The organism is Agromyces sp. Y182 (assembly GCF_059445385.1).
Genome location: NZ_JCAIUF010000001.1, coordinates 841451 through 865999, shown reverse-complemented (window position 1 = coordinate 865999; position 24549 = coordinate 841451). Strand labels below are relative to the sequence as shown.

Sequence of the window (24549 nt, the reverse complement as noted above, 5' to 3'; positions counted from 1 at the left end):
CCGAATATCGGGCGGAATCCCTGTGCTGTACTCCTCGGCTACTTGCGGAGTGCGCTGGCCAGGTCGGAGTCCGTCTGCTGCAGCGCCTCAGCGGCCTTCTTGAGGTAACTGCTCATGCCTTCGAGTCCCGCGATGGTCTTCGTCGCGCCGTCGTTGAACTCCTGGTAGGAGCTCGCGAACGCAACTGACGACTGGTCGGTCACGTATCCGCCCGACACGAGGCTGTCGACGAGCGACTTCAGCCGGCCCAGCTGAGCGTTGATCTCTTGCTGACCATTGGCGAGGCGGCTCCCCGCATCCTGCATGTCGCCATAGGTGACGTTCAAGTTGGCCATATTTCCCTCTTTTCTTCTCGGTCGTACTGGATTGCACCGAGCGGATGCTCGGACATCTCGGAATCTGCGTCAAACGGAGCTGGGGTCGCGGACGACCGAGGAAACGCTGTAGCGAATGGGAGGCAGGAAATTGCTCGATAGCTGCCCGTCACGTACGGTGAACGTCCACGACGCGCCAGGGAAGGCTCCTTCTGCGATGACGATCCAGCCGGAGCCCGGTGACGATGCCAGGGCCCGTAGCGCCTCGCTTTGCGCACGGTTCGGCGAATCTTCCAGGATGACGATCCCGGTCTCGACTCGACCGGCCGTGGCGAGGAACTCGTCGAGCGAAAGCTGCTGCGCGCTACCGCGGGTGCTCAGGCGCACGACCTCCGGTGTGCCCGACCACGGACTGTTGGTGAGTTCGGTGAGCCAGCCGTCGACGACATCGGTCACGGCGGAGGCCGCGCCCTCGACGCTCACCACGCCCTTCGCCTGGTGGAAATCAAGCAAGAGGCGACCTTGATCCGTCGTCCCGAGAGTCGCGATCGCGGAGAACTGCTCGTTCGTCGCGACAGGCACCTGCTGCGTCTGCAGGTACGCGAGCGACGCGGTCCAGCTGCGGCCGTCCGGTGAGGCCGTCCAGCCGGTGGGCACCTTCGTCGACGGGCTCGAGAGTTGGAGATGGATCGAAGTGGCATCCACGGTGATCAGGTAAAGACCGGGGAAGGCGATCTGCTCGTCCGCGCAGGTCGATACGACGATCTTGAGTGCGCTGTCGATGGTCCAGGAAGCCGAGCGGTCAGCAGTTCCGAGGAGCCGCTCGCCACTCGGGGCTGTACGTCGACCGCGACGACGGAGCCAGAGGAACACCCCCGCGGCTGCCAGCAGGGCGATGATGACCAGCGCGACGATGAGGAGCGGGGCGGGTGCGCCATCTGCGGACGCTTCGTCTGCGTGCTCCTCGGAGCGAGGGTCCGTGGCAGTGGCCGGAGGCTCGGCAGTCGCCGTCGTGACCGGCGAATCGGCGCCCGGGAGCGGGCCGAACTGCACACCTTCGCCCTGCGCGTCTGCGGGCAGCTGGAGAACCCAGCCCGGACTCACGCTCGTCGGCACCGTCAAGGCGCCTCCGTCCGGCTGCGTCCGGCCTTCGTTCAGTTCGAAGATCTCGTCGAAGCGATTGCCGTCGCCGAGAAAACGCTGTGCGATCGCGAACAGGAACTCCGGCTCCCCGCCGACGCTCTGCTGAACGATGTAGAACGGCACGTCCTCTTCCGACGCCGACGCCGCCGCCGACGCCGATGACCCTCCGAGGATCCCCACGGCGGCGACGACGACGCCGACCATCATCATCATGGCGCGAGCTCTCACAGTGTCGATGATCCAAGAAGCTCGCAGAATGCTCATACGAAAACAGTAACGTGCATTCGGCGATGAGTTCTTACCTGTTGACTTTCTCAGCTGGCAGCAATGCGTTGATCTCGAACTCGTTCAGCGCAGCCCGTGCCGGTCTGCCCAGCGGCCGATCGCGGCGGCGATCGCATCCGGGCGGTCCTCTTGTGCGCGGTGGCCGGCGAGCCCGAGAAGGTCAGCAGCAGCGGCTTCGAACGGAGGTGCTTGTTGCGAGCCATCGATCGTAGGCCTCGAGATCAGAGCCGTCGACCGGGGTCAGCACGCCGCCGGTGAACGCTTGGCGGATGAACGCGTCGGTGGTGAGCACACGTTCCTCGCCGACGCCTGGCGTGCGCACCGACGCGGAGCGAGCTTGCGCCTGCGCTGAGAGATCGCTCCACTCCATGGGTTTCACGATGCTTTCGAAGAAGGCGACGCCGAGTACCCGCTCCGGATGCCGCGTGGCCCAGTCGAACCCGAGTGCACCGCCCCAGTCGTGGCCGACGAGCACGGCTCGTTCGACGCCGCATGGTGATCGCCATCACGCGCGCCGGCAGGCGCACCCTCGATCAGCTCGATGCGGCAATCGACGAGGCCCAGGCGGAATTGCATTCACCACTGAACGAAGCGCAACGCGAGCGACTCTTCGAGAGCCTCGAGGTGTTGGCCACGGCTCCCGAGCCGCACTGACGGCGCTCGACCGGCCCCGGCCCCGGTCCGGGCCCCGGCCTCAGCGGGTCGAGCGCTCGAGCAGCTCCAGGATGTGCACGTACGGCTCGCCCGTCGCGCGCGTCATGCCGATCTCGCACGTGCGGTTGCACGAGGCGTGCGCATCGAAGTCTCGCTCGGCGAGCTCCGCCGCCTCCGCCGCAGTGGCCGATGCCGTGAGCTCGGGGTGGAGCATGCCTCGGTCGCCGGCGAATGCGCAGCAGCCCCAGGCATCCGGTACCACCGCGTCGACGGCCACGGCGTTCGCGAGCTCGCGGAGGTGGTCGTTCGAGCCGAGCCGGGTGCTCGAGCACGTCGGATGCAGCGCGAGCGAGTCGAGCTGCGTGCTGACGTCGAGCGCCGGGAGGAGGCGCTCGGCGGCGAAGTCGACCGCGTCGACGATGCGCAGCGACACCGCTGCGCCATCCAGCTCGCCGACGTTCTCGAGGGCGAGCACGAGCCCCTCGGTGCATGAGGAGTTGTCGCAGACGATCGGCAGGAGGCCGCCGTCGGAGGCGGCGAGCAGCGCACGCACGGTCTTCTCGATGGCCGTGCGGTAGCCGGCGGCGAGGCCCTTCGACTTCCAGGGCGTGCCGCAGCAGAGGCCGTCGATGCCGGCGGGTGTGATGAGCTCGACGCCGGCCCGCTCGCAGAGCGCTCGGAACGCGGATGCCGCGCCGATGCCGCCCTCGGCGGGGCCGAACATCGAACCGACGCACGCGGAGAAGAAGACGACCTCGCCGGTGGGGGAGGAGGCATGCGCCCGCTTCGCTCCGCCGCGCGGCAGATCGGGGCTCCACTGGGGCACAAGGTCGGTGCCGAGCACCTTTCGCCCTGCGGCGCTCGCCGCGGTCGCGACGGACGGAACCGCCTTCGCTGCGGTGAGGGCGAGCGACGCGCCCCGACTCAGGACGCCCCAGCCGTCGGCGAGCCCGGCGGCGATCGTGCGGGTCGGCGCGTTCGCATCCTGCTCGCGCAGGCGCCGCACGAGATCGCCCGTGTTGATGAGCACCGGGCACGCCGTCTGGCACATGCCGTCGGCGGCGCACGTCTCGACCGAGGAGTACTCCTCCGCCGCCGCGAGGCGTGCGTCGAGCGCGGTGTCGCCCGCCTCCCTCGCCGCAGCCCGCGCCCGGCGCACCGCGATGCGCTGGCGCGGCGTGATCGTGACGTCTTTGCTCGGGCAGACCGGCTCGCAGTAGCCGCATTCGACGCAGCGGTCGACCTCGGCCTCGACCTCGGGTGTGAGCTTCAGGTGCTCGAGGTGCGCGGTCGGCGAGTCGGTGAGCAGCACGCCGGGGTTCAAGATGCCGTCGGGGTCGCAGAGCGCCTTGATCTCGCGCATGACAGCGTAGAGCTCGGCGCCGAACTGCCGCTCGACGAAGGGCGCCATGATGCGACCCGTGCCGTGCTCGGCCTTCAGTGTTCCGCCCGCGCCGAGCACGAGGTCGACGAGCTCTTCGGTGAAGCGCTCCTGTCGCTCGACCGCGCCCGCTTCGGTGAAGTCCTCGGTGAGGAGGAAGTGGATGTTGCCGTCTTTCGCGTGCCCGAAGATCACGGCGTCGGCGTACCCGTGCTGCTCGAACAGCTCTTGCAGCGAGGCGCAGGTCGCCGCCAGCTGTTCGACCGGCACCGCGATGTCTTCGAGCAGTGCAGTCGTGCCGGGACGCCTCGCCCCCGCGATCGCGGCGTAGAGACCCTTTCGGAAGTGCCAGAGCCGGGCGCGTTCCTTCGGGTCCCGGGTCACGTCGAGGCTGGGCCCGCCCGCGGCGGTGAGCGCCGCGCCTGCACGATCGAGCTGTTCTGCGAGCTCGGCGTCATCGCTGCCGTGGTACTCGACGAGGAGGGCGGCATGGCCGTCGATCGCGAGATCGTCGATGATGCCGGATGCCGCGGGGTCGGCCTGGATGACTCGGAGCGACGCCGCATCCATGAGCTCGAGGGTCGCCGCGCCGCTCTCGACGAGCACGGGCAGGATGCCGGTGGCGGCCTCGAGGGTCGGGAAGACGAGGAGGGCCGTGGCGACACTCGAGGCGATCGGCACAGTGTCGAACACGGCCTCGGCGACGAAGCCGAGGGTGCCCTCGCTGCCGACCATGAGGTGGGCGAGGATCTCGACCGGTTCGGTGAAGTCGAGGAAGGAGTTGAGCCCGTAGCCCATCGTGTTCTTGCCGCGGTACTGCCGCTCGATCTCGGCGCGCAGCTCGGCTCGGCCGCGCACCAGATCGCGGAGCCGGGCGAGGCCGGCGTGCAGCTCGGGCTCGGCTTCGGCGAGTCGTCGATCGGCATCGGGCCCGGAGGTGTCGACGACGGTGCCGCTCGGGAGCACGAACGTCAGCGACGCGAGCGTGCGGTAACTGTTGTGGTGCGTGCCGCACGCCATGCCGCTCGAGTTGTTGGCGATCACGCCGCCGATGGTCGCGGCGATCTCGCTGGCCGGGTCGGGGCCGAGCTTGCGCCCGTGCCGGAGGAGCCGGGCGTTCACCTGGCGCACGGTCGCGCCCGGTTGCACGCGCACCCGCTCGCCGCCGGCTTCGGGCTGGATGCGTCGGAAGGCGGTGCGGGTGTCGAGCAGGATTCCCTCGCTCGCCGCCTGCCCCGACAGGCTCGTGCCGCCCGATCGCACGGTGACGCCGAGGCCCGCGTCGGCCGCGAACCCGAACACGGCGGCGACCTGGTCGACGCTTCGAGCCGTGACCACTGCGGCGGGGGTCAGCAGCACGTGGGATGCGTCGACGCCCGCGACGATGCGGTCGAACTCGGCGACCGAGACATCCGGCCCGGTCGTGCCGAGGAGTCGGCCGAGATCGGCGGCGAGTCGTTCGTCGCCTGGGCCGACGGCGGAGCGCTGGGCGGTGGCGTGCGGGGTCATGCAGTGGAGCTTCCTGTGGTGGCTGGTCGGGTGGTCAGGCGCGCGCGGAGATGTCAGGCGCGCGCGCGGAGATGGTGGACGGCGGCATAGGTGTTGCGGATCGCATCCATCGACTCGTCGTAGCTGGCCTGCGCAACGCCGATGAAGACGCAGTCGACGACCATGAGCTGCGCGATGCGGCTGCCGAGTGCGCCTGAGCGGAAGCCGGTCTCACGCGCGGCCGTGGTCAACACGATGTCGGCGTGCTCGGCGAGGGGGGAACTGCCGTGATTGGTGAGCGCGATCGTCGTCGCCCCCGCTGCTCGCGCGATCGCGAGGAACTCGATGGTGTCCACGGTACTCCCGCGGTGCGAGACGGCGATGGCGACGGCCCCGGCGCGCAGCGTCGCCGCCGAAGTCCACGCGGCGTGCGGGTCGGACCAGTTGAGGGCGGTTCGACCGATGCGGGTGAGCTTCTGCTGCAGGTCGAGCCCGACGAAGGAACTCGCTCCGACGCCGAAGATGTCGACGCGGTGCGCGGCGCCGACCGTGTCGACGGCCGACTGGAGGGCGGCGATGTCGAGCACTTTCGCCGTGTCGGCGATCGAGAGCGTCTCGGCCATCGACACCTTCGCCACGATGTCGTCGAGGCTGTCGTCGCGGTCGATGTCGCCGGAGACCTCGGGCAGGGCGGCCGTCTCGAACGTCTCGCGGGCGATGTCGCGCAGCACGTCCATGCGCAGGTCTTTGAGGTGTTCATAGCCCATGCGCTTGCTGAAGCGCACGACCGACGTGGTCGAGGTGTCGCAGCGCGCGGCGAGTTCGGCGATCGAAAGCGCGGCGATCACGCTCGGTTCGGTGACGAACAGCGACGCGATGCGCTGTTCGCTCGGGCGCAGCTCGGGGAGGATCGCCCGGATGCGCACGAGCACAGCGCGTTGACCGGGCTCCGCGGTGCGGGCCTCCTGTGCAGGCATGGGTTCTCCTCGTCGACAACGCTCTGCCCGTCACGGGCCCGTGCAGACCACACTAGGAGAAAGTTTGTTACACGGGTAGTCGATGTGATGTACTTTCGTGACCTACTGAGATCATCGATGCTCTTCGAGCCGGCGCACCACAGCGATGTACGCCCGGACGAGGCAGCACTAGCCCTGAGGAGTTCCCCCATGAACGAAGGCAACCGCGCCACGCTCGGCGCCCTCGCGGCGGTCGGCCTGGCCGCAGCCGTCGCCTTGACGATCACCGGCTGCTCGTCGTCCGAGCCCGCCCCGTCCGACGCAGGGGCCGCAGGCGGCTCGCTCGTCATCGGCGTCACGAGCGACCCCGACACGCTCTTCCCCTGGAAGGCCACCCAGTTCCAGGCCGTCAACGTGCTGCAGAACCTCTACGGCACGCTCACCGAGTTCGACGCCGACCTCGAGGTCGTGCCAGGTCTCGCCGAGTCGTGGGAGGTCTCGGAAGACGGCCTGACCGTGACCTTCCACTTGCGTGAGGGTGTCACGTTCGCCGACGGTTCGACCTTCGGCTCCGAAGACGTGAAGTCCTCGCTCGAAGCCATCCAAGACGAGGCAACGGCTGCCGTCTCGCGCAGCTCGCTCGCGTCGGTCGCCGCCGTCGAGGCACCCGACGAGAACACCGTCGTGCTCAGCCTGACCGCGCCCGACTCCGGCCTGCCGGCGAACCTCGCCGTCGTCAACATGGCGATGCTCTCCTCCGACGACACCGAGGCCGACCTCAACACCACACCGAACGGCACCGGGCCGTTCGTGCTCGACGACCGCAAGCCCAGCCAGTCGCTGACCCTCGCCAAGAACGACGCGTACTGGGGCGATGCCGTCAAGCTCGACACCGTCGAGTTCCGAGTCATCCCCGACGAGTCCTCGATCGTCTCGGCCATGCAGTCCGGCAACGTGCAGCTCGCGATCTTCGACGACCCGCTCGTCGCCCAGACCGCTGAAAGCGGCACCGTCACCGTCGAGAAGACGCCGCAGCTGAGCTACCACGCGCTGCAGCTGAACACCCGTCGCGGTGACCTCGCCGAAGTGAACGTGCGTCTGGCCATCCAGTGCGCCGTCGACCGCCAAGAGGTGCTCGACACCGCCGCACTCGGCGAGGGCGAGGTGACCGGTCCGATCACCTCACCGGCGTATCGCTCCGACGCATCCGCTCGCCCCTGCCCTGAGCGCGACCTCGACAAGGCCGCCGACTACCTCGACAAGGCCGGCAAGTCCGACGGCGTGACGATCAAGACGATCGTCTCGCAGGGCGAGTACGCGACGAGCGTCAACGAGGCGCAGAACCTCAAGTCCCAGCTCGCAGAGGCGAACATCACACTCGACCTCGAAGTACTCGAGTCGGGCGCCTTCGTCGACCGCTGGGTCGCCGCCGACTTCGACGCAGCCGTCGCCCTCAACGGCGGACGCCCCGACCCCGACGGCATGTACGGCCGGTACTTCACCAGCACGGGCAACCTGAACCAGGTCGCCGGCTACAGCTCGCCCGAACTCGACGCACTCTTCGCCGAGGGCAAGCAGAGCTCCGACGCCGGTGAGCGCAAGGACATCTACGCGCAGGTCTCGGAGAACCTCGAAGACAACGCGGCGTGGATCTGGCTCTTCACGAGCTACACCTACACCGCCGCGGCATCCGAGGTGGCGGGCTTCACACCCATGGCCAACGGTTCGCTGCAGTACCTCCGAACCACGACGGTCGACTAAGCCCCGAACGGCGCGGCAACCACACATGCGCCGCGCCGTTCGGTTCAACTCGGCTCACCCTCGCTCAACCCCGGAAGACCATGCTTCGACGACTCATCAGGAACCCGGTGCTCCGGCGCATCCTCGCCGCACTGGCGACGCTGCTCGGTGTCGCCGTGTTCGTCTTCATCATGTTGCGGGCGATCCCCGGCAACCAGATCACGGCCGGCCTCGGCACCGAGGCCGCAGCCCTCACCCCGGCCCAGCAGCAGGCGCTCGAGGCGTACTACGGGCTCGACCAGCCGCTCTTCGTGCAGTTCTTCAGCTGGCTCGGCAACATCTTCACCGGCAACCTCGGCTTCTCGGCCCGCGCGCAGCAGAGCGTGCTCGAGCTGACGGCCCAGTCGCTGCCCGTCACCATCGAGCTCGCGATCTTCTCGATCGTGCTCGCACTCGTGCTCGGCATCCCGCTCGGCATGCTCTCGGCATCGAAGCCCGACTCGCCGCGTGACGCGTTCGGGCAGGTCGTGGGTCTCGCAGGTCTGTCGATCCCCGCGTTCCTGCTCGCGACGACCCTGCTCGCGTGGCTCGCCTCGACGTTCGGGTTCAATCCGAACGGCCAGGGCTACGCGTACTTCTTCGACAATCCGTGGCTGAACCTGCAGCAGATGCTGCTGCCCTCGATCGTGCTCGGCTTCGGCATCGCAGCGCCGATCATGCGCACGACGCGTACCGCGGTGCTCGAGATCCGCTCGAACGACTTCATCCGCACCGCGAAGGCGAAGGGCGTTCCGCTGCGCCGGCTGCAGGTCAAGCACGTGCTCGGCAACGCGCTCGTGCCGATCGTCACGATGACGGGCCTGCAGTTCGGCTACCTGCTCGGCGGCGCGGTCGTCGTCGAGCAGATCTTCTCGCTGCCGGGAATCGGCCGGCAGGTGCTGCTCGGCATTCAGCAGAAGGAGTATGCGCTCGTGCAGAGCACGGTGCTCGTCATCGCACTCGCCTTCGTGCTCGTGAATCTCGCGACCGACCTGCTCTACCGCATGATCGACCCCAGGGTGCGTGCAGCATGACCGACATCACGCAGACCGCGACCCTCGCCCCAGGCGGTGGGCGCACCATGGAACGGGTTCGGCTCCTGCTCCGCAGCAGGAGCGGCCTCATCGGCCTCATCCTCGTCATCATTCTCGGCGTGCTCAGCCTGCTCTCCGCATTCGGGCTGCTGCCGTACGACCCGATCGCGCAGGATCCGCCGTCTCGCCTGCAGCCGCCGTCATCCGCGCACTGGTTCGGCACCGACCAGTTCGGCCGCGACGTCTTCTCCCGGGTCGCAGCGGGCGTCGCGAACTCGGCGCTCATCTCGCTCGTCGCCGTGGCCTTCGCGACCATCGTCGGAACCCTCTGCGGCGTCGTCGCCGGGTTCTACCGCGGCGTCTCCGACGGCGTCATCTCGGGGTTCACGAACGTGCTGTTCGCCTTCCCGCCGCTGCTGCTCGCGCTCTCGCTCGCCTCGGTCTTCGACCGCAACTGGTTCACGATCGCCGTGGCCATCGCGATCGTGTACGTGCCGATCTTCATCCGCGTGACGCGCGGCCCCGTGCTGTCGCTCCGCGAGATCGAGTACGTCAAGGCGGCCACGAGCACCGGCCAGAGCCGCGCGATGGTGATGTTGCGCCACGTGCTGCCGAACATCACCTCGATCATCATCGTGCAGGTCACGCTCTCGCTCTCATGGGCGGTGCTGACCGAGGCGTCGCTCAGCTTCCTCGGCCTCGGCACGCCGCCGCCGGCCCCGTCGCTCGGCTCGATGATCTTCGAGGCGCGAACCCTCATCGGCATCGCGCCGTGGACGATGTTCGCCCCCGGTGTCGTCGTCGTTCTTCTCGTCGTCGGCCTGAACCTGCTCGGTGACGGACTGCGCGACGCTCTCGACCCCAGAAACAGAGGAAAGAAATGAGTATGCAGGGCGATGACCTGGCGACCCTCGCCACCGAGGCGAGCAACCCGCGCTACGCGGAGCTCGACCGCATGACCGTCGCGGAGATCGCGGCCGCCATGAACGAGGCCGACGCGACGGTTCCGGGCGCGGTGGGCCGTGCGCTGCCGCAGATCGTTCCGGCGATCGAGGCCGCGAGCGAGCGGATGTCGCGTGGCGGGCGTCTCGTCTACGTCGGCGCCGGCACTCCGGGCCGCATCGCCGTGGTCGACGCCTCGGAATGCCCGCCCACGTTCAGCACGCCGCCCGAGCTCGTCTTCGCGATCATGGCAGGCGGGGCGTCGGCGATCGTCACGCCGACCGAGGGCGCCGAAGACGATGCGGCGGCAGGAGCCGCGGCGATCGACGAGGCGCGCATCGGGCCGCTCGACACGGTCGTCGGCATCGCGTCGAGCGGTCGCACCCCGTACGTCATCGCGGCCATCGAGCGAGCGCGTGCGCTCGGCGCCCTCACCGTCGGGCTGTCGTGCAACGTCGACACGGCCCTGAGTGCGGCCGCCGAGTTCCCGATCGAGGTGGCCGTCGGCCCCGAGGTGTTGACCGGTTCGACGCGGCTGAAGGCGGGCACGGCGCAGAAGCTCGTGCTCAACATGTTCTCGACGATCGTGATGGTGCGGCAGGGCAAGACCTACGGCAGCCTCATGGTCGACCTGAAGCCCACGAACCACAAACTCCGCGACCGTGCGGTGCGCATGGTGGCCGAGATCGCCGAGGTGCCGCGCGAGCGCGCGGAGGCGACCCTGGTCGAGACCGGCTACGACGTGAAGACCTCGGTGCTCATCCTCGCCCGCGGGTTGTCGCAGAACGATGCGGTGGCGCGCCTGGCTGCGGCCGGCGGCAGGCTCCGACCAGCTCTGGAAGGAGCATGATGCGTGTTCTCGGCATGATCTCGGGCACTTCGCACGACGGCATCGACGTCGCCGTCGTCGAGTTCACCGAACTCGACGGGGCCCTCTCAGGGCGAGTGCTGCACGAGGCGAGCACCCCGTATGCGCCCGAACTGCGCGCGCGGCTCATCGCGGCATTGCCGCCGGCGCCGACGACGCTCGCCGAGATCTGCGAGCTCGACACCCTCATCGGTCAGGCGTTCGCCGACGCCGCACTCGTCGCTCGCGACGCGGTGGGCGGCGTCGACGCCGTCACCTCGCACGGCCAGACCGTGTACCACTGGGTCGACGGCGCCCACGCACTCGGCACCCTGCAGATCGGTCAGCCCGCATGGATCGCCGAGCTCCTCGGCGTGCCGGTCGTCTCCGACGTGCGCATCAGGGACATCGTCGCCGGCGGTCACGGCGCACCGCTCGTGTCATTCCTCGACGAGCTGCTGCTGCGCGATCGCGCGGGCGTCTCGGCCGCGCTCAACCTCGGCGGCATCTCCAACATGACCGTCATCGGCGGCGATTCCCTCGTCGCCTACGACATCGGCCCCGCGAACGCGCTCGTCGATGCGGTCGTCGTCGACGGTGCGCTCAACACGCTCGGCTACGACGAAGACGGGCGCATCGCGGCGAGCGGCTCCGTCGACGAGGAGCTGCTCGCGCTGCTCCTCGACGACCCGTACTACGCGCTCGCCGCGCCGAAGAGCACGGGCAAGGAGCACTTCCACCTCGCCTACGTGCGCGCCGCGGAGGCACGCCTCGGCCGCTCGCTCGAGGTCGCCGACCTCATCCGCACCCTCACCGAGCTGACCGTGCGCACGGTCGCCCGCGACGTGCAGTCGGCCGGCATCGGCTTCCTCGCCGTCTCGGGCGGCGGATGTCGCAATCCCCTGATTCTCGGCGGGCTCCGCGATGCGCTTCCCGAGGTCGAGGTCGTGCTCGCCGATGAACTCGGCGCCCCGGCCGACAGCAAAGAGGCGATCGCCTTCGCGCTCATCGGCTGGTGCACGCTGCACGGCGTCGCGGCGACCGTGCCGGGCGGCACCGGTGCGCGCGCACCGCGCATTCTCGGCACGATCACGCCGGGCGATGGACCGCTCGTGCTGCCGCAGCCGCTCGCCGGCGGTCTGCGCTCGCTCGTGCTCGAGGCAGGGGCCTGAGCCATGCCGGTGACGCTCCGCCCAGCGACGAGTGACGACCGCGACGGCATCGTCGCAGTCTTCCTCGCCTGCTGGCGCGCGAGCTACGTCGGCGTGCTGCCGGCCGCTGCGATCGAGGCGATGACGGATGCCCGTGCGCAGGCACTGTGGCGTCGAGTGCTCGCGTCGCCCGACGGCATCGTGCTCGTCGCCGAGCACGACGGCGTCGTGCAGGGCGTCACGCGGTTCGCGGTCGAGCCTCGGGGCGACCGCGACGGCGCCGGCGGTGCCGTTCACTCGCTCTACGTCTCGCCCGACGCCCAAGGCCTCGGCCTCGGCACGCGGCTGCTCGACACCGCGTACGAGATGCTGCGTGCCGACGGTGCGAGTTCGGTCGCGCTCTGGGTCTTCGCGGCGAACGCGCCCTCGATCGCGTTCTACCGCGGTCGCGGCTGGCTGCCCGACGGGGGAGCCCGCACGCAAGACGAGTTCGGCGCGCCCGAGCTGCGGCTGCGTCGCGGCGGCGGGGAGTCGGCCTCGTGAACACCAGCCCCGTGAGCACCGACCCGATGAGCACCGACCCGATGAGCACCGACCCGATGAGCACCGCCGAGATCCTCCGAGGTGCCGCCGAGGGCGTCGTTGCGTCAGGCGCCGCCGCTCCCGCCGGCTGCGTGATCGGCGTCGAGATCGACGGCGAACGCACCGTCGCCGCGACCGGCCTCGCCGCTCCCGAGCGGCCGGATGGCGCTCCAATGCGCCGGAGCACGCTGCACGACCTCGCCTCCGTGAGCAAGGCGGTCGGTACAACGACCGCGCTGCACCGCCTCGCCTCGGCGGGAGAGCTCTCGTTCGACGACCCGGTGGTCGGCTTCGTTCCGAGCTTCGGCGGTGCCGCCGGCGCGACCATCCGCGATCTGCTGCAGCATCGCGCGGGCCTCTGGGAGTGGCAGCCGCTCTATCTCGCTCCCGACTCCGACCCCTTCGATGCGCTCGACGCTCTCCCGCTCCGGTACGCGCCCCGCACCGAGCGGCACTACTCCGACCTCGGCTTCATGACCCTCGGCCGGGTCGTCGAGGCGGCCTCCGGTCTGCCGCTCGCCGCCGCCGTCGACGAGCTCGTCGCGCGACCGCTCGCGCTCAGCACGCTCGGCTACGGCCCCGTCACGGGCGAGGTTGCGACGAGCGCCCGGGGCGACGAGGTCGAACGTCGCATGGTCGCCACGGGGCATCCGTACCCCGTCTCATGGAGCGACGCCGACTTCGTATGGCGCACCGAGCCCGTGAACGGTACCGCGAACGACGGCAACTGCTTCCACGCCTTCGCCGGGGTCGCCGGGCACGCCGGGCTCTTCGGCTCGATCGACGACCTGCTGGACGTCGCGGCCGCCCTGAGCGGAGCCGACGACGAGCCCGGACTCTGGAACCCCGCCATCACCGCCGACCTCATCGCGGCAGGTCCCGACCCAGAGCAGGCGCTCGGCTGGCGGCGCCGCGAACTCGACGTGCAGGGCGAGCGGATGCCACTGCTCTGGCACCCCGGATTCACCGGCTGCGCCGTCGGCTTCGTGCCCGGCCGGCGCATCGCCGTGGCCTTCGCGAGCAACCGCCTGCTCGCGAGCCAACCGCAGCCGACCGACTTCCACTGGCGACGCGCGCTCGATGCGCTCGCCTCGATCCTCAGCACACAGGAGTGAACACCGTATGACCTCGAACGAACCGGTTCTCCGCATCAGCGGGCTTTCGGTCGCCTTCCGCATGGGCGGCGAACTCGTCACCGCCGTGAATGATGTCTCCATCGACGTCGCAGCGGGCGAGACCGTCGCGGTCGTCGGCGAGTCGGGCTCGGGCAAGTCGACGACGGCCGCGGCGATCAACCGCCTGCTTCCCGACAACGGCGTCATCACCACGGGCAGCATCCGCTTCGAGGGCCGCGAGATCACCGAACTGGGCGAGAACGAGCTCGTGCAGCTGCGCGGTGCCGGCATCGGCCTCGTGCCGCAGGACCCGATGTCGAACCTCAACCCCCTCATGCGCGTCGGCGAGCAGATCGGCGAAGCGCTCGAGGTGCACGGCTACGGCAATGCCGACGCCGTGCAGGCCCGGGTGCTCGAACTGCTCGAGCTCGTCGGCATCCCCGACCCGGCCCAGCGCGCACGGCAGTACCCGCACGAGTTCTCTGGCGGCATGCGGCAGCGTGTGCTCATCGCCATGGGTCTCGCGTGCCGGCCGCGCCTGCTCATCGCCGACGAGCCGACCTCGGCATTGGATGTCACGGTGCAGCGCCGAATTCTCGACCAACTCGACCAGCTCACGGGCGAGATGGGCACCGCGGTGTTCCTCATCACGCACGACCTCGCCCTCGCCGCCGAGCGCGCCGACCGCATCGTCGTGATGTTCCGCGGCAACATCGTCGAGACGGGCACCTCGGCCGAGGTGCTGGCGAACCCGCAGCACGAGTACACGAAGCTGCTGCTGGCCGCGGCACCGAGCCTCGCCTCGCGGCGCGAGCCGCTGCCGATCCGCGGCGGCGAGGTCGACGCCCGCCCGCTCGTCGAGGTCGTCGATCTGCGCAAGGAGTTCGCGTTGCGATCGCCGAAGGCCGGCGAACCGACGAAGTTCACGGCCGTCGACGGCGTCAGCTTCACGATTCCGCGCGGCAAGACGGTCTCGATCGTCGGCGAGTCGGGTTCGGGCAAGTCGACGACGGCCAACCTCGTGCTGGGGCTCGAGCAGATCACGGCCGGCCGCGTCCAATTCGATGGAACCGACCTGACCGCCTTGAAGCGCCGCGAGCTCTTCGCATTCCGCCGGCGGGTGCAGCCCGTCTTCCAGAACCCGTACGCCTCCCTCGACCCGCGCTACACGGTCGAGGAGTCGATCGCCGAGCCGCTCAAGGTGCACCGCGTCGGCAACGCGGCCGCTCGCCGCACGCGCGTCGCCGAGCTGCTCGAACAGGTCGCGTTGCCCGTCGCGATGTCGTCTCGACTGCCGCACGAACTCTCGGGCGGGCAGCGACAGCGCGTCGCGATCGCCCGCGCCCTCGCACTCGAACCCGAGCTCGTCGTGCTCGACGAGGCGGTGTCGGCGCTCGACGTGCTCGTGCAGGCGCAGATCCTCGAACTGCTGGCCGGCCTGCAGGCCCGCCTCGGCCTCAGCTACCTCTTCATCAGCCACGACCTCGCGGTCGTGCGCATGATCTCCGACGAGGTGCACGTCATGCAGCGCGGCCGCATCGTCGAGAGCGGCACGCCCGAGCAGATCTTCGACCACCCCCGAGACCCGTACACGCAGGAGCTCCTCGCCGCGATCCCTGGAGCCGCGCTGGCGTCCTGAGCCCCGCTCTCGCGGCGACGAGCCGCTCGCCCTTGCGGCGACGAGCCGGTCGCCCTTGCGGGCGATGCCGGATTCCGTCAGGGTGACCGCATGCACTTCGGCGGCCAACTCACCCCCGACGAATTCTGGGCGCTCATCGACGACGGCGACGAGCAGATCCGCCGCGGCTTCGCGGAGCGTCCGGCCTATGCGGTTCGCGGATGGCCCGGTCGGGCGATCCTCTCGGAATGGGCGTTCGGCAGCGGCATCCGCTCGATCACGTTCCTCCCCGCCGAGTGGGACGGTGCGAACTTCGATGATGCCGACATCCGGCCGCGCGTCGGTGTGCTCGTCGACGCCGCCGAGCCGAGGCGCATGATCGCCGAGCGCATCGCGCATGAGGCCTTCGCCCGCACGCTCGAACCGCAGTGGCCGGTCGAGGAGGCGCCGACTCCCGACGAGGTGATTGCAGTGGCGGTCGACGGCGTCGCCGAGCCCTTCGAACTCTGGTCGAGCGGTGACACGGCGCGCGCGGCCGGCCGCATCGGCGGCGTGACCGTCGTGATCGAGACGACGGGGCATCCCATCGACGAGGTCGAACTCGAGCGCGTGCGCGACATCGAGGTCATGCTCGCCGATCGGCGTCGCTGGATCCGCGAGCAGCGCGGCGGTCAGTGAGCAGAGGCCTGTTCAGCGGCCCTGGATGCCTCGTCGTCGTCGCCTGCGCCTGCGCCTGCGATCGGCGTGAGCACGACCTTGCCGCGATGGGCGCCCGCCTCGTCGAGCGTATGCACCCGGGCGAGCTCCTCCAGCGGGTAGCGGGCGCTCACATCGAGTTCGAGCTCGCCGGCGTCGACCAGCTGTGCCAAGCGCTCGAGCTGGGCGGCATCGCTACGAGCGAAGACGCTCATGGTGCGCACCTCGGTGCCGGGCGCGGCCACGCCGGGCGTCGTCGTGGAGACGAAGGAGCCGCCCGGCCTGACGAGCGCGACGAGGGCTTCGGTCTCTTCGGGGCTCGTGCGCACGAGGTTCACGACCACGTCGACCGGCTCCGTCACGGCCTCCGTCACGGAGACCGCGGTGTAGTCGATCAGCTGGCTCGCACCGTGCGCCGCGACGGCGTCGCGGCTTCGGGGGCTCGCCGTCGCGATGACGGTCGCGCCGGCGCGGGCCGCGAGCTGCACGACGAACGCGCCGACGCCCCCGCCCGCTCCGTTCACGAGCACCCGCTGCCCGGCATGCACTTCGGCGTACTCGACGAGCGCCTGCCACGCGGTGAGTCCGCTCGACGGGAGCGCTGCGGCATCCGCCAAGGGAACGGAACGCGGAGCGGCCGCGAGCAGCTCAGCGGGCACGGTGACGTACTCGGCGGCGGAGCCCGCCGCGGTCATGGACAGGAAGGCGATGACCTCGCGACCGACGAGATCGGCGGATACGCCGGGGCCGACCGCGACGACCGTTCCGCTGAGGTCGATGCCCGGAGTGTGCGGCAGCTCGATCGGGAATGCCTCCGCCATGTATCCGGCTCGAATGGCGGAATCGATCTGGTTGAAGGTCGTGCCGGCGACCCGCACGAGGGCCTCGCCGGGGCCGGCGACGGGTCGCGGTACGTCGGCGGCTTCGAGCACACTCGGGTCACCGTAGGTGGAGTAGCGGATGGCGCGCATGGTGTGTTCCAGATCGGTGCCGGTGCCGGTGGCGGTACTTGTGTCGGTCATGGGTGTCTCCTTCGAATTCGAACTATGTGTTACGAATTCGAAACGTACCTCACCGCGGGGTTATTCCAATTCGAATCAGATTCTTTTCGTAAAATGTCGCCATGTCCGATTCTGGAGTACCACCGACGCTGCCCGAGGAATTCGGCGTGTACTTCGCGCTGCTCGACGCGAGCGCACTCGTGCAGCACGGCGTGGAGTTGCAGTTGCGCACTGCCGGGGGCCTGAGCTTCACGCAGTTTCAGATTCTCGCGATGCTCGGCCAAGACCCGTCGGCGCCGAGCAGCATGACCGAGCTCGCCGACCGGCTCGTGCACAGCCGCAGCGGACTCACGTATCAGGTCGACCGACTCGAGAAGGCCGGGCTCGTCGCCCGCGTGCCGTCGGCCGACGACGAACGCGCGGTCAACGTGTTGCTCACCGACGCCGGCACCGCCCTGCTCGCCCGAGTGCTGCCGGGCCACGTCGAAATCGTTCGTGATGTGATCGTCGATGCCCTCGAGCCGCACGATCGTGACGAGCTCACACGCCTGCTCAGGCTGGTGAGTCGTCGCATGCGCTCGCGCCCGCCGCGTTCCGCGCGCCGGCGAGCCGGCGGCGACGCGACCGCGTGAGGTCGAACGACGTCAGGGCTCGAGCGAGCACCCCGATTCAGCCCGCCCGCTCAGCGCGAGAGCACCGCGTCGAGGCTCTCGCGCACGATGGCGAGGCCGCGGCCGAGCTCATCCTCTGAGATCGTCAGCGCAGGCAGGAACTTCAGCACCTCGTCGTGGGCGCCCGAAGTCTCGATCACGAGGCCGTGAAGGAAGGCTTCGGCCGAGATGCGGCTTGCGAGCGCGCGGTCGGCGTCGCAGGCGAGGCCGAACATCAGGCCGCGGCCGCGCACGACGAAGCCCTGGTCGGGGTGGTCGGCGGCGATGCGCTCGAGCTCGGCGCGCAGCAGCTGCGACTTCACCGCGATCGCGTCGGTGAACGCCGAGTCGGCCCAGTAGGTTTCGAGCGCGGCTCGCGCAGAGACGAAGGCGAGGTTGTTGCCGCGGAACGTGCCGGTGTGCTGTCCGGGCTTCCACACGTCGACCTCGGGGCGAAGCAGCACGAGCGACATCGGCAGGCCCGAGCCCGAGATCGACTTCGAGACGGCGACGAGGTCGGGCACGATTCCGGCCTCTTCGAACGCGAAGAACGCGCCGGTGCGGCCGACACCGGCCTGGATGTCGTCGAGGATGAGCAGGATGCCGCGTGCGGTCGTGATCTCGCGGAGCCGCCGCAGCCACGCCGTGCTCGCGACGTTGATGCCGCCCTCGCCTTGCACCGCTTCGACGATGACCGCTGCCGGCAGGTCGAGGCCCGAGCCCGGGTCGTCGAGCATCTTCTCGAGCAGGTCGAGCGTGTCGACATCCGCTCCGAGGTAGCCGTCGTAGGGCAGGCGCGTGACGTCGTCGAGACCGACGCCCGCTGCACCGCGGTAGTGGCTGTTGCCGGTCGCAGCGAGTGCGCCGAGGCTCAGGCCGTGGAACGCGTTCGTGAACGCCACGACCGTGGAGCGGCCGGTCGCCTGGCGGGCGACCTTGAGCGCCGCCTCGACCGCGTTCGCGCCCGTCGGCCCCGTGAACTGGATCTTGTAGTCGAGGCCCCGCGGTTCGAGCACGTACTGCTCGAAGGCCTCGATGAATGCCTTCTTCGCGGAGGTCGCCATGTCGAGCCCGTGAATGATGCCGTCGCGCTCGAGGTACTCGACGAGCGCGCGCGTGAACGCAGGGTTGTTGTGCCCGTAGTTGAGCACGCCTGCGCCGGCGAAGAAGTCGAGGTACTCGCGCCCGTCGGCGTCGATGAGAGTCGAACCGGTTGCGCGGTCGAACACCGTCGGGAATGAGCGGATGTACCCGCGCACCTCCGACTCACGACGTTCGAAGACTTCCAGGGCTGCGTCGCTGCTCATGGCAGGCGATCTCCTCTCGAGACACGGTGGGCGGTGACTCGACTTTACGGCTTCCGGCCGACCGTTCCCTGCACGCGGTCCGCCGTCAGGAGCTCTGGGGTTCGGTCGAGCGATCGTCAGGCCAGTCGCGCCACCTCGACGATCGCTGCCGCGAATGCGGCGGGAGCCTCCTGTGGGAGGTTGTGCCCGGCGCGTGGCACGTGGTGATGCGCGCGTGGTCCGGTGAAGTGTGCGGCGCTCGCCGAGGCATCCGTCGCGGGGAAGTTGCCGTCGGCGAGCCCGTCGAGTGTGACGGCCGGCACCGTGATGGGCGGCAGGGCGGCGAGCGCTCCCTCGAGGCGCCGGTATTCGGGGGCGCCATCGACGTGGTTCAGCCGGTGTCGATACGAGTGGATGACGATGTCGACGTAGTCGGGGTTCTCGAAGGCTTCGCTCGTCCGGTCGAGCATGGCGTCGTCGAACGCCCACTCGGGGGAGTTGCGGCGCCAGATGACCTCCGCGATTCCGCGCCGATTCGCCTCGAGCCCTGCTCGGCCACGTTCGGTGAGGAAGTAGAAGAAGTACCAGAGGCCGGCTTCCAGGTCGGGGCGCAGCGGATGCATCGACGACCGGATGTCGTGAATGAGGTAGTTGTTCACCGAGACGATGCCGGACACCCGCTCGGGCCAGAGCGCGGCGGCAACGCATGCGGCGCGCCCGCCCCAGTCGAACCCCGCGAGGATCGCGCGGTCGATGCCGAGCGCATCCATGAGGTCGATGACGTCGCGACCGAGCGCGGCCTGCTGGCCCGAGCGGGGCGTCGCGTCGTCGAGGAAGCGGGTGGCTCCGTGCCCGCGGAGGGAGGGCACGATCACGCGGAACCCGGCCTCCGCCAGCAGAGGAGCGACGTCGACGTAGCTGTGGATGTCGTACGGGAACCCGTGCAGGAGGAACACGGGCTGCCCGTCGGCTGGGCCCGTTTCGAAGTACGAGACGTCGAGGACGCCTGCCGTGATCTGTTGCAGCGGTGCGAGCCGCTGGAGCGTGTCATTCATGTCGGTGTCCAGCTTCTTGATCGAGATGAGCCTGATCGTTTGCGAAGGCCACGAGGGCGGCGGCCCCGACCGAGGCCGCCGCCACTCGTCACTGCTACGCCGCAGCCGCCGAGACGCCGGCGACCGCGTCGAGCACGGATGCTGCGACTTCGCCCGGCTGAGACACGCTCAGCGCGTGCGAGGTGCCGGCCAGCGCGCGGGTGCCGCGGGCCTTCGTCAGCTCGACCTGGAACCGCTGCAGCTCGGCGGGGATGTTGAGGTCGTCTTCGCCGTACACGAACCACGACGGGTGCTGCGTCCAGGCCGGGGCATCCGTCGGCAGGGGCTCGGAGAGTGCAGCCTCGGTGACCGGTCGCTGGGTCGCGGCCATGAGTGCCGCCGTCTCGGCGGGCACGTCGGCGGCGAACTGGTGGTGGAACACCTCGGTGCGGATGCCGAGTTCGTTGCCACCGGTCGAGACCGGGTAGCCGGTGAGGGCTTCGCCCAGCGTGCTGCCCGGGAACTTGCCCGAGAGAGACAGGGCACTGTCGCCGGTGCCGGGCGCGAACGCGCCGACGTAGACGAGCGCGAGCACTGCGTCGTTGTTCGACGCGGCCTCGGTGATCACCATGCCGCCGTAGGAGTGCCCGACGAGCACGACGGGCCGGGCGAGGCCCGCGATGACGTCGCGCACGTAGGCGGCGTCGATCGTGAGGCTGCGCAGCGGGTTGGCGACCGCGACGGTGTCGTATCCCTCGGCCTGGAGGCGCTCGATGACGCCGTTCCAGCTCGCCGACTCGGCGAAGGCGCCGTGCACGAGCACGATGGTGGGCTTCTGATCAGTCATTTTTCTACTTCTTTCCGTTGGATGAATCGCTGTCGGATGGTTCGATCAGGTGGTTCAGCTCGCGAGCGCGGGAACGCGCGCGAATGCCGTGCGCAGCACGTGGATCGCCTGCTCGATCGCCGCGGTCGCCGCGGCGCTCTCGCGCACCGGGTTCAGCATCATGAAGTCGTGGATGATGCCGTTGTAGCGCACGCTCGTGGTTCGCACACCCGCCGCCGTGAGCTTTCGGGCGTAGGCCTCGCCCTCGTCGCGGAGCACGTCGTTCTCGTCGACGATCACGAAGGCCTCGGGAAGGCCGGCGAGGTCGTCGAGGGTCGCGCGGAGCGGTGACGCGGTGATCTCGGCGCGCCCCGCCGCATCGGGCAGGTAGGCGTCCCAGAACCAGGCCATGCCCTTCGCCGTCAGGTACGGGCCATCGGCGAACTCCCGGTAGCTGTCGGTGTCCTGCGCGGCATCCGTCACCGGGTAGTACAGCGACTGGTGCACGAACGTGACGTCGCCGCGCTGCTTCGCGAGGATCGTCAGCGCGGCGGTCATGTTTCCGCCGACGGAGTCGCCGGCAATCGCCAGGCGTGCAGCGTCGAGTCCTTCGTCGGCGCCGTGCTGCGTGATCCACTGCGCGGTCGCATAGGCCTGTTCGATCGCCACGGGGTAGCGCGCCTCGGGGGAGCGGTCGTACTCGACGAACACGACGGCCGCCTCGACGCCCGTGGCGAGTTCGCGCACGAGTCGGTCGTGCGTGCGGGCGTTGCCGAGGATCCAGCCGCCGCCGTGCACGTACAGAATCGTGGGCAGGGGGCCGGATGCCCCGAGCGGCTTCACGATGCGCACCCGCACGTCGCCCACCTCTGCGGCGACGGTGAGCCACTGCTCATCCACTTCGGGCTTGTCGATCGGTGCGGCCTGGATGTCGTCGAGCACCTTTCGGGCGCCGTCTGGGCCGAGCTGATACAGGAACGGCGGCTTCGACGTGGCATCCGCGATGCCCTGTGCCGACGTCTCGAGAACGTGCTGAGTCATGGTGCTTCCCTTCGGTAATGGTTCGTTCGTCACCGGTGAGTCGGAGACGACGGTGCGTTCGGGCTTGCAAGCGAAGACAAGACAAGGGCCGGCGTTGTGACATCGGCCGAGCGGATGTCTCGGCGCCGCCGTGCACGGAAGAGGCCCTCGAGCGTGGCGACGTCGCCGGACATCGAGGCTGCGCGGAACGCGGCCACGAGCCGGTGGCGCTCGGCGTCGTCCGCAATGGCGCGATCGGGACCGGCGAGGCGGTGGCGGGCACGGCTCACGAGTTGGCGCGCGGTGGGCTCGGTGGCGCGCACGAAATCGGCGATGCGCCCGTATGGGTAGCCGAACGCCTCTCGCAGCACGTATGCCGCGCGCTCTCTCGGCGTGAGTCGCTGCACCAGGATCGTCATCGCCACTGCGAGCGCCTCGGAGCGCTCCGCGCCGAGTTCAGGATCGGTGGCTTCGTCGACGGGAGCCGGCAGCATCGGGTCGAGCGCGGTATCACGTCGCGCGTGCGCCGAGCGGATCTCGTTGATGGCGAGGTGCTCGGTCGTCGCGGCGAGGTAGGCGGCCGGACGTCGTACGCTCGCGCGATCGGAGTTCTGCCAGCGGATCCACACCTCTTGCACGACGTCTTCGGCGCCCGAGGCGTTGCGCATGGAGGCGCGCGGATTCGTGAGTCGCACGCGCAGCGCGCGTGACGAGCGCACGGTGATCGTGGCACTCGCGCCCGACGGTGAGGCGCTGCGTGTGCACGCGCCGGGCATCTACGCGGCGATCTGCGAGATCTTCGGGTTCACGCCCGAGCGGGCGACCGACGCGCTCGCCGTGCTGCGGTCGGTCACCGACCACGCCAACCGTGCAGCCGAGGCGGGCAAGGGGTCGGAGTCGAGCTCAGCGTCGGCGTAGACCCCGCTCAGCAGTGACCTCCGCCCACAGACGAAGGCCCAGACCGGGGCATACACGGTCTGGGCCTTCGGCGTGTCAACGCACCTGATCGGTCGGCCGTATCAGGATCTCGTTGACCGAGACATGCTCGGGCTGGCTGAGCGCGTACACGATCGCCTCGGCGATGTCGGATCGGAGCGTGCGCATCGATGAAGCGATGTCGGCCGCTGCGGCCCCCGTGACGAGGACGACCTTTCCCTCGAGCCGGGGCATCACGACACTCCTTCGAGGTCGACGTTCGGCCGGCCGCCGGCCGCGAGCCACTCCTCGTACCGGGTCGGCGCGATCGTCGCGTCGGCGCCGGGAAGCAGCTCGCGTTCGTCGAGGTCGGTGCCGAAGTACCTGGCGAGCGGGTCGACCTTCACGTCGCGCAAGTCATTGCGGGCGCGTAGCTGGCGGCGCACGAGCTCTTCGAGCCGGAACTGTTCGGGCCCACCGAACTCGACCATCCGGTTCAGGGGCGCGCCGACGGCGGTCGTGGCCACCGCGGCGGCGACGTCGTCGGCCGCCATCGGCTGGAACAGTGCCTGCGAGAGCCGCACGACGTTCCGGCTCGTGCCGGCGTCGGCGATGTTCGCGATGAACTCGAAGAACTGAGTGGCGTGCACGATCGAGTACGGTCGACCCGACTGCACGATGAGACGCTCCTGCGCCGCTTTCGCGGCGAAGTACCCGCCCTCGGTGCGAGCGAGTCGATCGGTGCCGACGACCGAGAGCGCCACGTGGTGCGCCACCCCCGCCGCGGCGCCGTACGTCAACAGGTTGAGCGTCGAGCCGTAGAAGAACTCGTTCGCGGCCGCCTCGTCGAGGTAGTCCGAGTTGGAGACGTCGATGAGCGCCTCCGCCCCGGCGAGAGCCTCCGCGAGACCCTCGCCGGTGTAGGAGTTGACGCCCGTGGCGCGTGACGCGACGACGACGTCGTGGCCGTCGGCGGTGAGCCGTGCCACGAGTCGCGTGCCGATGAGGCCGGTACCGCCGATGACCGAGATGCGCATGGCGGTCTACTTCACCGAGGCCGACTGCGCTGCGAGCCAATCGGAGAACGACACGGTCGAGAGCTGCGCGTCGGCACCGGGGGTGAGTTCGCCGCCCGAGAGCTTCGTACCGAAGTAGTGCGCCTCGGGGTCGGAGATCACGGTGCGGGTGTCGCCTTTCGCCGCGAGCACGGTGCGCACGAGCTCGTCTTGGCCGACGCGCTGCGGTCCGCCGATTTCGAGCGTGCCGTTGAGGGGTGTGCCCGCGGCGACCCGTGCTACGGCGGCCGAGACATCCGCTGCCGCGATCGGCTGCATGAGCCCGGTCGACACAAGAGCGACGCCATCGACGGTCACCTCGTCGGCGATGCGACCCATGAACTCGTAGAACTGGGTCGCGCGAACGATCGAGTACGGCAGACCCGACTCCTCGATGAGCTTCTCTTGGGCGACCTTCGCGCGCAGGTACCCGCTGTCGGGCAGGAATTCCGCGCCGACGATGGAGAGCGCGACGTGGTGGGTGACCCCGGCTTTGCGCTCGCCGGCGAGCAGGTTCGTGGTCGAGGTCGTGAAGAACGCGAGCACGTCGTCGTCGGCGAACGACGGCGAGTTCGAGACATCCACGACGACGTTCGCGCCGACGAGCACCTCCGCGAGCCCTTCACCGGTGATGGTGTTCACGCCCGAGTTCGGCGAGGCGGCGACGGCCTCGTGGCCGTGCTCGGTGAGGTGTTCGACGACCTTGGAGCCGATGAGGCCGGTGCCTCCGATGACGACGATCTTCATGACTGGTGCCTTCCGTCCGGGCCGCGGTGG

The 24549-nt window shown here is 69.5% G+C and carries 25 protein-coding genes and 1 pseudogene; 12 read left to right on the top strand and 14 right to left on the bottom strand.

Features of this window, described 5'->3' with window-relative positions; genetic code table 11:
- Positions 1 to 38: 38 nt before the first annotated feature.
- From AC1C2R_RS03990 to AC1C2R_RS03980, 3 genes and pseudogenes are all read right to left on the bottom strand, one after another.
- Positions 39 to 335 (bottom strand): WXG100 family type VII secretion target, encoded by a 297-nt coding sequence (locus AC1C2R_RS03990; protein ID WP_495351252.1) that lies wholly within the window; start codon positions 333 to 335, stop codon positions 39 to 41.
- A gap of 69 nt (positions 336 to 404) precedes the next feature.
- Entirely contained in the window at positions 405 to 1721 is a 1317-nt protein-coding gene (locus AC1C2R_RS03985) for a hypothetical protein (protein ID WP_495379044.1), read from the bottom strand.
- A gap of 181 nt (positions 1722 to 1902) precedes the next feature.
- Positions 1903 to 2220 (bottom strand): annotated as a pseudogene (locus AC1C2R_RS03980) (alpha/beta fold hydrolase); the annotation flags it as partial.
- A 14-nt stretch (positions 2221 to 2234) separates the two neighbouring features.
- On the opposite strand from AC1C2R_RS03980, the gene AC1C2R_RS03975 reads away from it, so the two are divergent.
- The gene (locus tag AC1C2R_RS03975) at positions 2235 to 2396 is read left to right on the top strand and encodes a hypothetical protein (RefSeq protein ID WP_495379043.1); all 162 of its coding nucleotides are present in this window, start codon (positions 2235 to 2237) and stop codon (positions 2394 to 2396) included.
- Positions 2397 to 2436: 40 nt separating this feature from the next.
- Here the strand turns inward: AC1C2R_RS03975 and AC1C2R_RS03970 are convergent, their stop codons facing one another.
- Positions 2437 to 5286 (bottom strand): FAD-binding and (Fe-S)-binding domain-containing protein, encoded by a 2850-nt coding sequence (locus AC1C2R_RS03970; protein ID WP_495379042.1) that lies wholly within the window; start codon positions 5284 to 5286, stop codon positions 2437 to 2439.
- Between the two features lie 53 nt (positions 5287 to 5339).
- Positions 5340 to 6242: a MurR/RpiR family transcriptional regulator gene (locus tag AC1C2R_RS03965; protein WP_495379041.1), complete on the bottom strand. Its 903-nt coding sequence runs from the start codon at positions 6240 to 6242 to the stop codon at positions 5340 to 5342.
- Between the two features lie 189 nt (positions 6243 to 6431).
- Between AC1C2R_RS03965 and AC1C2R_RS03960 the strand changes: the two genes are divergently transcribed.
- From AC1C2R_RS03960 to AC1C2R_RS03920, 9 genes are all read left to right on the top strand, one after another.
- A complete protein-coding gene (locus AC1C2R_RS03960; protein WP_495379040.1) occupies positions 6432 to 7982 on the top strand; it encodes an ABC transporter substrate-binding protein in 1551 nt (516 codons plus the stop codon).
- A gap of 80 nt (positions 7983 to 8062) precedes the next feature.
- On the top strand, positions 8063 to 9034 hold the full coding sequence (locus AC1C2R_RS03955) for an ABC transporter permease (protein WP_495379039.1): 972 nt from the start codon (positions 8063 to 8065) through the stop codon (positions 9032 to 9034).
- Positions 9031 to 9918 carry an ABC transporter permease gene (locus AC1C2R_RS03950; protein ID WP_495351244.1) on the top strand — a complete coding sequence of 296 codons (888 nt, stop codon included), beginning with the start codon at positions 9031 to 9033 and terminating at the stop codon, positions 9916 to 9918. Before AC1C2R_RS03955 ends, AC1C2R_RS03950 begins: the two co-directional genes overlap by 4 nt.
- Positions 9915 to 10826, top strand: coding sequence for an N-acetylmuramic acid 6-phosphate etherase (gene murQ / locus AC1C2R_RS03945; protein WP_495379038.1), 912 nt, complete (start codon positions 9915 to 9917; stop codon positions 10824 to 10826). The genes AC1C2R_RS03950 and murQ overlap by 4 nt, the downstream gene beginning before the upstream one ends.
- Complete coding sequence (locus AC1C2R_RS03940) at positions 10826 to 11995, top strand: anhydro-N-acetylmuramic acid kinase (RefSeq protein ID WP_495379037.1); 1170 nt, start codon at positions 10826 to 10828, stop codon at positions 11993 to 11995. The genes murQ and AC1C2R_RS03940 overlap by 1 nt, the downstream gene beginning before the upstream one ends.
- A 3-nt stretch (positions 11996 to 11998) precedes the next feature.
- Positions 11999 to 12517, top strand: a complete 519-nt coding sequence (locus AC1C2R_RS03935) for a GNAT family N-acetyltransferase (protein ID WP_495379036.1) — start codon at positions 11999 to 12001, stop codon at positions 12515 to 12517.
- Positions 12514 to 13671 carry a serine hydrolase domain-containing protein gene (locus tag AC1C2R_RS03930; protein ID WP_495379035.1) on the top strand — a complete coding sequence of 386 codons (1158 nt, stop codon included), beginning with the start codon at positions 12514 to 12516 and terminating at the stop codon, positions 13669 to 13671. Before AC1C2R_RS03935 ends, AC1C2R_RS03930 begins: the two co-directional genes overlap by 4 nt.
- Positions 13672 to 13678: 7 nt before the next feature.
- A complete protein-coding gene (locus AC1C2R_RS03925) occupies positions 13679 to 15310 on the top strand; it encodes an ABC transporter ATP-binding protein (RefSeq protein WP_495379034.1) in 1632 nt (543 codons plus the stop codon).
- Between the two features lie 90 nt (positions 15311 to 15400).
- Positions 15401 to 15967, top strand: coding sequence for a hypothetical protein (locus tag AC1C2R_RS03920; RefSeq protein WP_495379033.1), 567 nt, complete (start codon positions 15401 to 15403; stop codon positions 15965 to 15967).
- On the opposite strand, the gene AC1C2R_RS03915 is transcribed toward AC1C2R_RS03920, so the two are convergent.
- Positions 15961 to 17007: an NADP-dependent oxidoreductase gene (locus AC1C2R_RS03915; RefSeq protein WP_495379032.1), complete on the bottom strand. Its 1047-nt coding sequence runs from the start codon at positions 17005 to 17007 to the stop codon at positions 15961 to 15963. The two genes, AC1C2R_RS03920 and AC1C2R_RS03915, sit on opposite strands and share 7 nt — an antisense overlap.
- A gap of 101 nt (positions 17008 to 17108) precedes the next feature.
- Between AC1C2R_RS03915 and AC1C2R_RS03910 the strand changes: the two genes are divergently transcribed.
- The gene (locus AC1C2R_RS03910; protein WP_495379031.1) at positions 17109 to 17618 is read left to right on the top strand and encodes a MarR family winged helix-turn-helix transcriptional regulator; all 510 of its coding nucleotides are present in this window, start codon (positions 17109 to 17111) and stop codon (positions 17616 to 17618) included.
- A 50-nt stretch (positions 17619 to 17668) separates the two neighbouring features.
- On the opposite strand, the gene ectB is transcribed toward AC1C2R_RS03910, so the two are convergent.
- The 5 genes from ectB to AC1C2R_RS03885 form a co-directional block, all read right to left on the bottom strand.
- Positions 17669 to 18943 (bottom strand): diaminobutyrate--2-oxoglutarate transaminase, encoded by a 1275-nt coding sequence (gene ectB / locus AC1C2R_RS03905; protein ID WP_495379030.1) that lies wholly within the window; start codon positions 18941 to 18943, stop codon positions 17669 to 17671.
- Positions 18944 to 19059: 116 nt separating this feature from the next.
- Positions 19060 to 19977: an alpha/beta fold hydrolase gene (locus AC1C2R_RS03900; RefSeq protein WP_495379029.1), complete on the bottom strand. Its 918-nt coding sequence runs from the start codon at positions 19975 to 19977 to the stop codon at positions 19060 to 19062.
- A 94-nt stretch (positions 19978 to 20071) separates the two neighbouring features.
- Entirely contained in the window at positions 20072 to 20803 is a 732-nt protein-coding gene (locus AC1C2R_RS03895) for an alpha/beta fold hydrolase (protein ID WP_495379028.1), read from the bottom strand.
- A 54-nt stretch (positions 20804 to 20857) separates the two neighbouring features.
- Positions 20858 to 21823 (bottom strand): alpha/beta hydrolase, encoded by a 966-nt coding sequence (locus AC1C2R_RS03890; RefSeq protein WP_495379027.1) that lies wholly within the window; start codon positions 21821 to 21823, stop codon positions 20858 to 20860.
- 29 nt (positions 21824 to 21852) lie between these two features.
- Positions 21853 to 22470: a sigma factor-like helix-turn-helix DNA-binding protein gene (locus tag AC1C2R_RS03885; RefSeq protein ID WP_495351231.1), complete on the bottom strand. Its 618-nt coding sequence runs from the start codon at positions 22468 to 22470 to the stop codon at positions 21853 to 21855.
- Here AC1C2R_RS03885 and AC1C2R_RS03880 point away from each other — a divergent pair.
- Positions 22469 to 22720 carry a winged helix DNA-binding protein gene (locus AC1C2R_RS03880; RefSeq protein ID WP_495379026.1) on the top strand — a complete coding sequence of 84 codons (252 nt, stop codon included), beginning with the start codon at positions 22469 to 22471 and terminating at the stop codon, positions 22718 to 22720. The genes AC1C2R_RS03885 and AC1C2R_RS03880 overlap by 2 nt on opposite strands.
- A 75-nt stretch (positions 22721 to 22795) precedes the next feature.
- Here the strand turns inward: AC1C2R_RS03880 and AC1C2R_RS03875 are convergent, their stop codons facing one another.
- The 3 genes from AC1C2R_RS03875 to AC1C2R_RS03865 are packed head-to-tail and all read right to left on the bottom strand — an operon-like array spanning position 22796 to position 24519.
- Entirely contained in the window at positions 22796 to 22972 is a 177-nt protein-coding gene (locus AC1C2R_RS03875; RefSeq protein WP_495379025.1) for a hypothetical protein, read from the bottom strand.
- Positions 22972 to 23754 (bottom strand): SDR family oxidoreductase, encoded by a 783-nt coding sequence (locus AC1C2R_RS03870; RefSeq protein WP_495351228.1) that lies wholly within the window; start codon positions 23752 to 23754, stop codon positions 22972 to 22974. Before AC1C2R_RS03870 ends, AC1C2R_RS03875 begins: the two co-directional genes overlap by 1 nt.
- 6 nt (positions 23755 to 23760) lie before the next feature.
- Positions 23761 to 24519, bottom strand: a complete 759-nt coding sequence (locus tag AC1C2R_RS03865; RefSeq protein ID WP_495351227.1) for an SDR family oxidoreductase — start codon at positions 24517 to 24519, stop codon at positions 23761 to 23763.
- Positions 24520 to 24549: the final 30 nt, after the last annotated feature.

What these genes read in the sequence shown, in the direction of transcription:
- AC1C2R_RS03990 (WP_495351252.1), bottom strand. Translation starts at nt 335, where the DNA reads ATGGCCAACTTGAACGTCACCTATGGCGACATGCAGGATGCGGGGAGC.
- AC1C2R_RS03985 (WP_495379044.1), bottom strand. Translation starts at nt 1,721, where the DNA reads ATGAGCATTCTGCGAGCTTCTTGGATCATCGACACTGTGAGAGCTCGC.
- AC1C2R_RS03975 (WP_495379043.1), top strand. Translation starts at nt 2,235, where the DNA reads ATGGTGATCGCCATCACGCGCGCCGGCAGGCGCACCCTCGATCAGCTC.
- AC1C2R_RS03970 (WP_495379042.1), bottom strand. Translation starts at nt 5,286, where the DNA reads ATGACCCCGCACGCCACCGCCCAGCGCTCCGCCGTCGGCCCAGGCGAC.
- AC1C2R_RS03965 (WP_495379041.1), bottom strand. Translation starts at nt 6,242, where the DNA reads ATGCCTGCACAGGAGGCCCGCACCGCGGAGCCCGGTCAACGCGCTGTG.
- AC1C2R_RS03960 (WP_495379040.1), top strand. Translation starts at nt 6,432, where the DNA reads ATGAACGAAGGCAACCGCGCCACGCTCGGCGCCCTCGCGGCGGTCGGC.
- AC1C2R_RS03955 (WP_495379039.1), top strand. Translation starts at nt 8,063, where the DNA reads ATGCTTCGACGACTCATCAGGAACCCGGTGCTCCGGCGCATCCTCGCC.
- AC1C2R_RS03950 (WP_495351244.1), top strand. Translation starts at nt 9,031, where the DNA reads ATGACCGACATCACGCAGACCGCGACCCTCGCCCCAGGCGGTGGGCGC.
- murQ (WP_495379038.1), top strand. Translation starts at nt 9,915, where the DNA reads ATGAGTATGCAGGGCGATGACCTGGCGACCCTCGCCACCGAGGCGAGC.
- AC1C2R_RS03940 (WP_495379037.1), top strand. Translation starts at nt 10,826, where the DNA reads ATGCGTGTTCTCGGCATGATCTCGGGCACTTCGCACGACGGCATCGAC.
- AC1C2R_RS03935 (WP_495379036.1), top strand. Translation starts at nt 11,999, where the DNA reads ATGCCGGTGACGCTCCGCCCAGCGACGAGTGACGACCGCGACGGCATC.
- AC1C2R_RS03925 (WP_495379034.1), top strand. Translation starts at nt 13,679, where the DNA reads ATGACCTCGAACGAACCGGTTCTCCGCATCAGCGGGCTTTCGGTCGCC.
- AC1C2R_RS03920 (WP_495379033.1), top strand. Translation starts at nt 15,401, where the DNA reads ATGCACTTCGGCGGCCAACTCACCCCCGACGAATTCTGGGCGCTCATC.
- AC1C2R_RS03915 (WP_495379032.1), bottom strand. Translation starts at nt 17,007, where the DNA reads ATGACCGACACAAGTACCGCCACCGGCACCGGCACCGATCTGGAACAC.
- AC1C2R_RS03910 (WP_495379031.1), top strand. Translation starts at nt 17,109, where the DNA reads ATGTCCGATTCTGGAGTACCACCGACGCTGCCCGAGGAATTCGGCGTG.
- ectB (WP_495379030.1), bottom strand. Translation starts at nt 18,943, where the DNA reads ATGAGCAGCGACGCAGCCCTGGAAGTCTTCGAACGTCGTGAGTCGGAG.
- AC1C2R_RS03900 (WP_495379029.1), bottom strand. Translation starts at nt 19,977, where the DNA reads ATGAATGACACGCTCCAGCGGCTCGCACCGCTGCAACAGATCACGGCA.
- AC1C2R_RS03895 (WP_495379028.1), bottom strand. Translation starts at nt 20,803, where the DNA reads ATGACTGATCAGAAGCCCACCATCGTGCTCGTGCACGGCGCCTTCGCC.
- AC1C2R_RS03890 (WP_495379027.1), bottom strand. Translation starts at nt 21,823, where the DNA reads ATGACTCAGCACGTTCTCGAGACGTCGGCACAGGGCATCGCGGATGCC.
- AC1C2R_RS03880 (WP_495379026.1), top strand. Translation starts at nt 22,469, where the DNA reads ATGGAGGCGCGCGGATTCGTGAGTCGCACGCGCAGCGCGCGTGACGAG.
- AC1C2R_RS03885 (WP_495351231.1), bottom strand. Translation starts at nt 22,470, where the DNA reads ATGCGCAACGCCTCGGGCGCCGAAGACGTCGTGCAAGAGGTGTGGATC.
- AC1C2R_RS03875 (WP_495379025.1), bottom strand. Translation starts at nt 22,972, where the DNA reads ATGCCCCGGCTCGAGGGAAAGGTCGTCCTCGTCACGGGGGCCGCAGCG.
- AC1C2R_RS03870 (WP_495351228.1), bottom strand. Translation starts at nt 23,754, where the DNA reads ATGCGCATCTCGGTCATCGGCGGTACCGGCCTCATCGGCACGCGACTC.
- AC1C2R_RS03865 (WP_495351227.1), bottom strand. Translation starts at nt 24,519, where the DNA reads ATGAAGATCGTCGTCATCGGAGGCACCGGCCTCATCGGCTCCAAGGTC.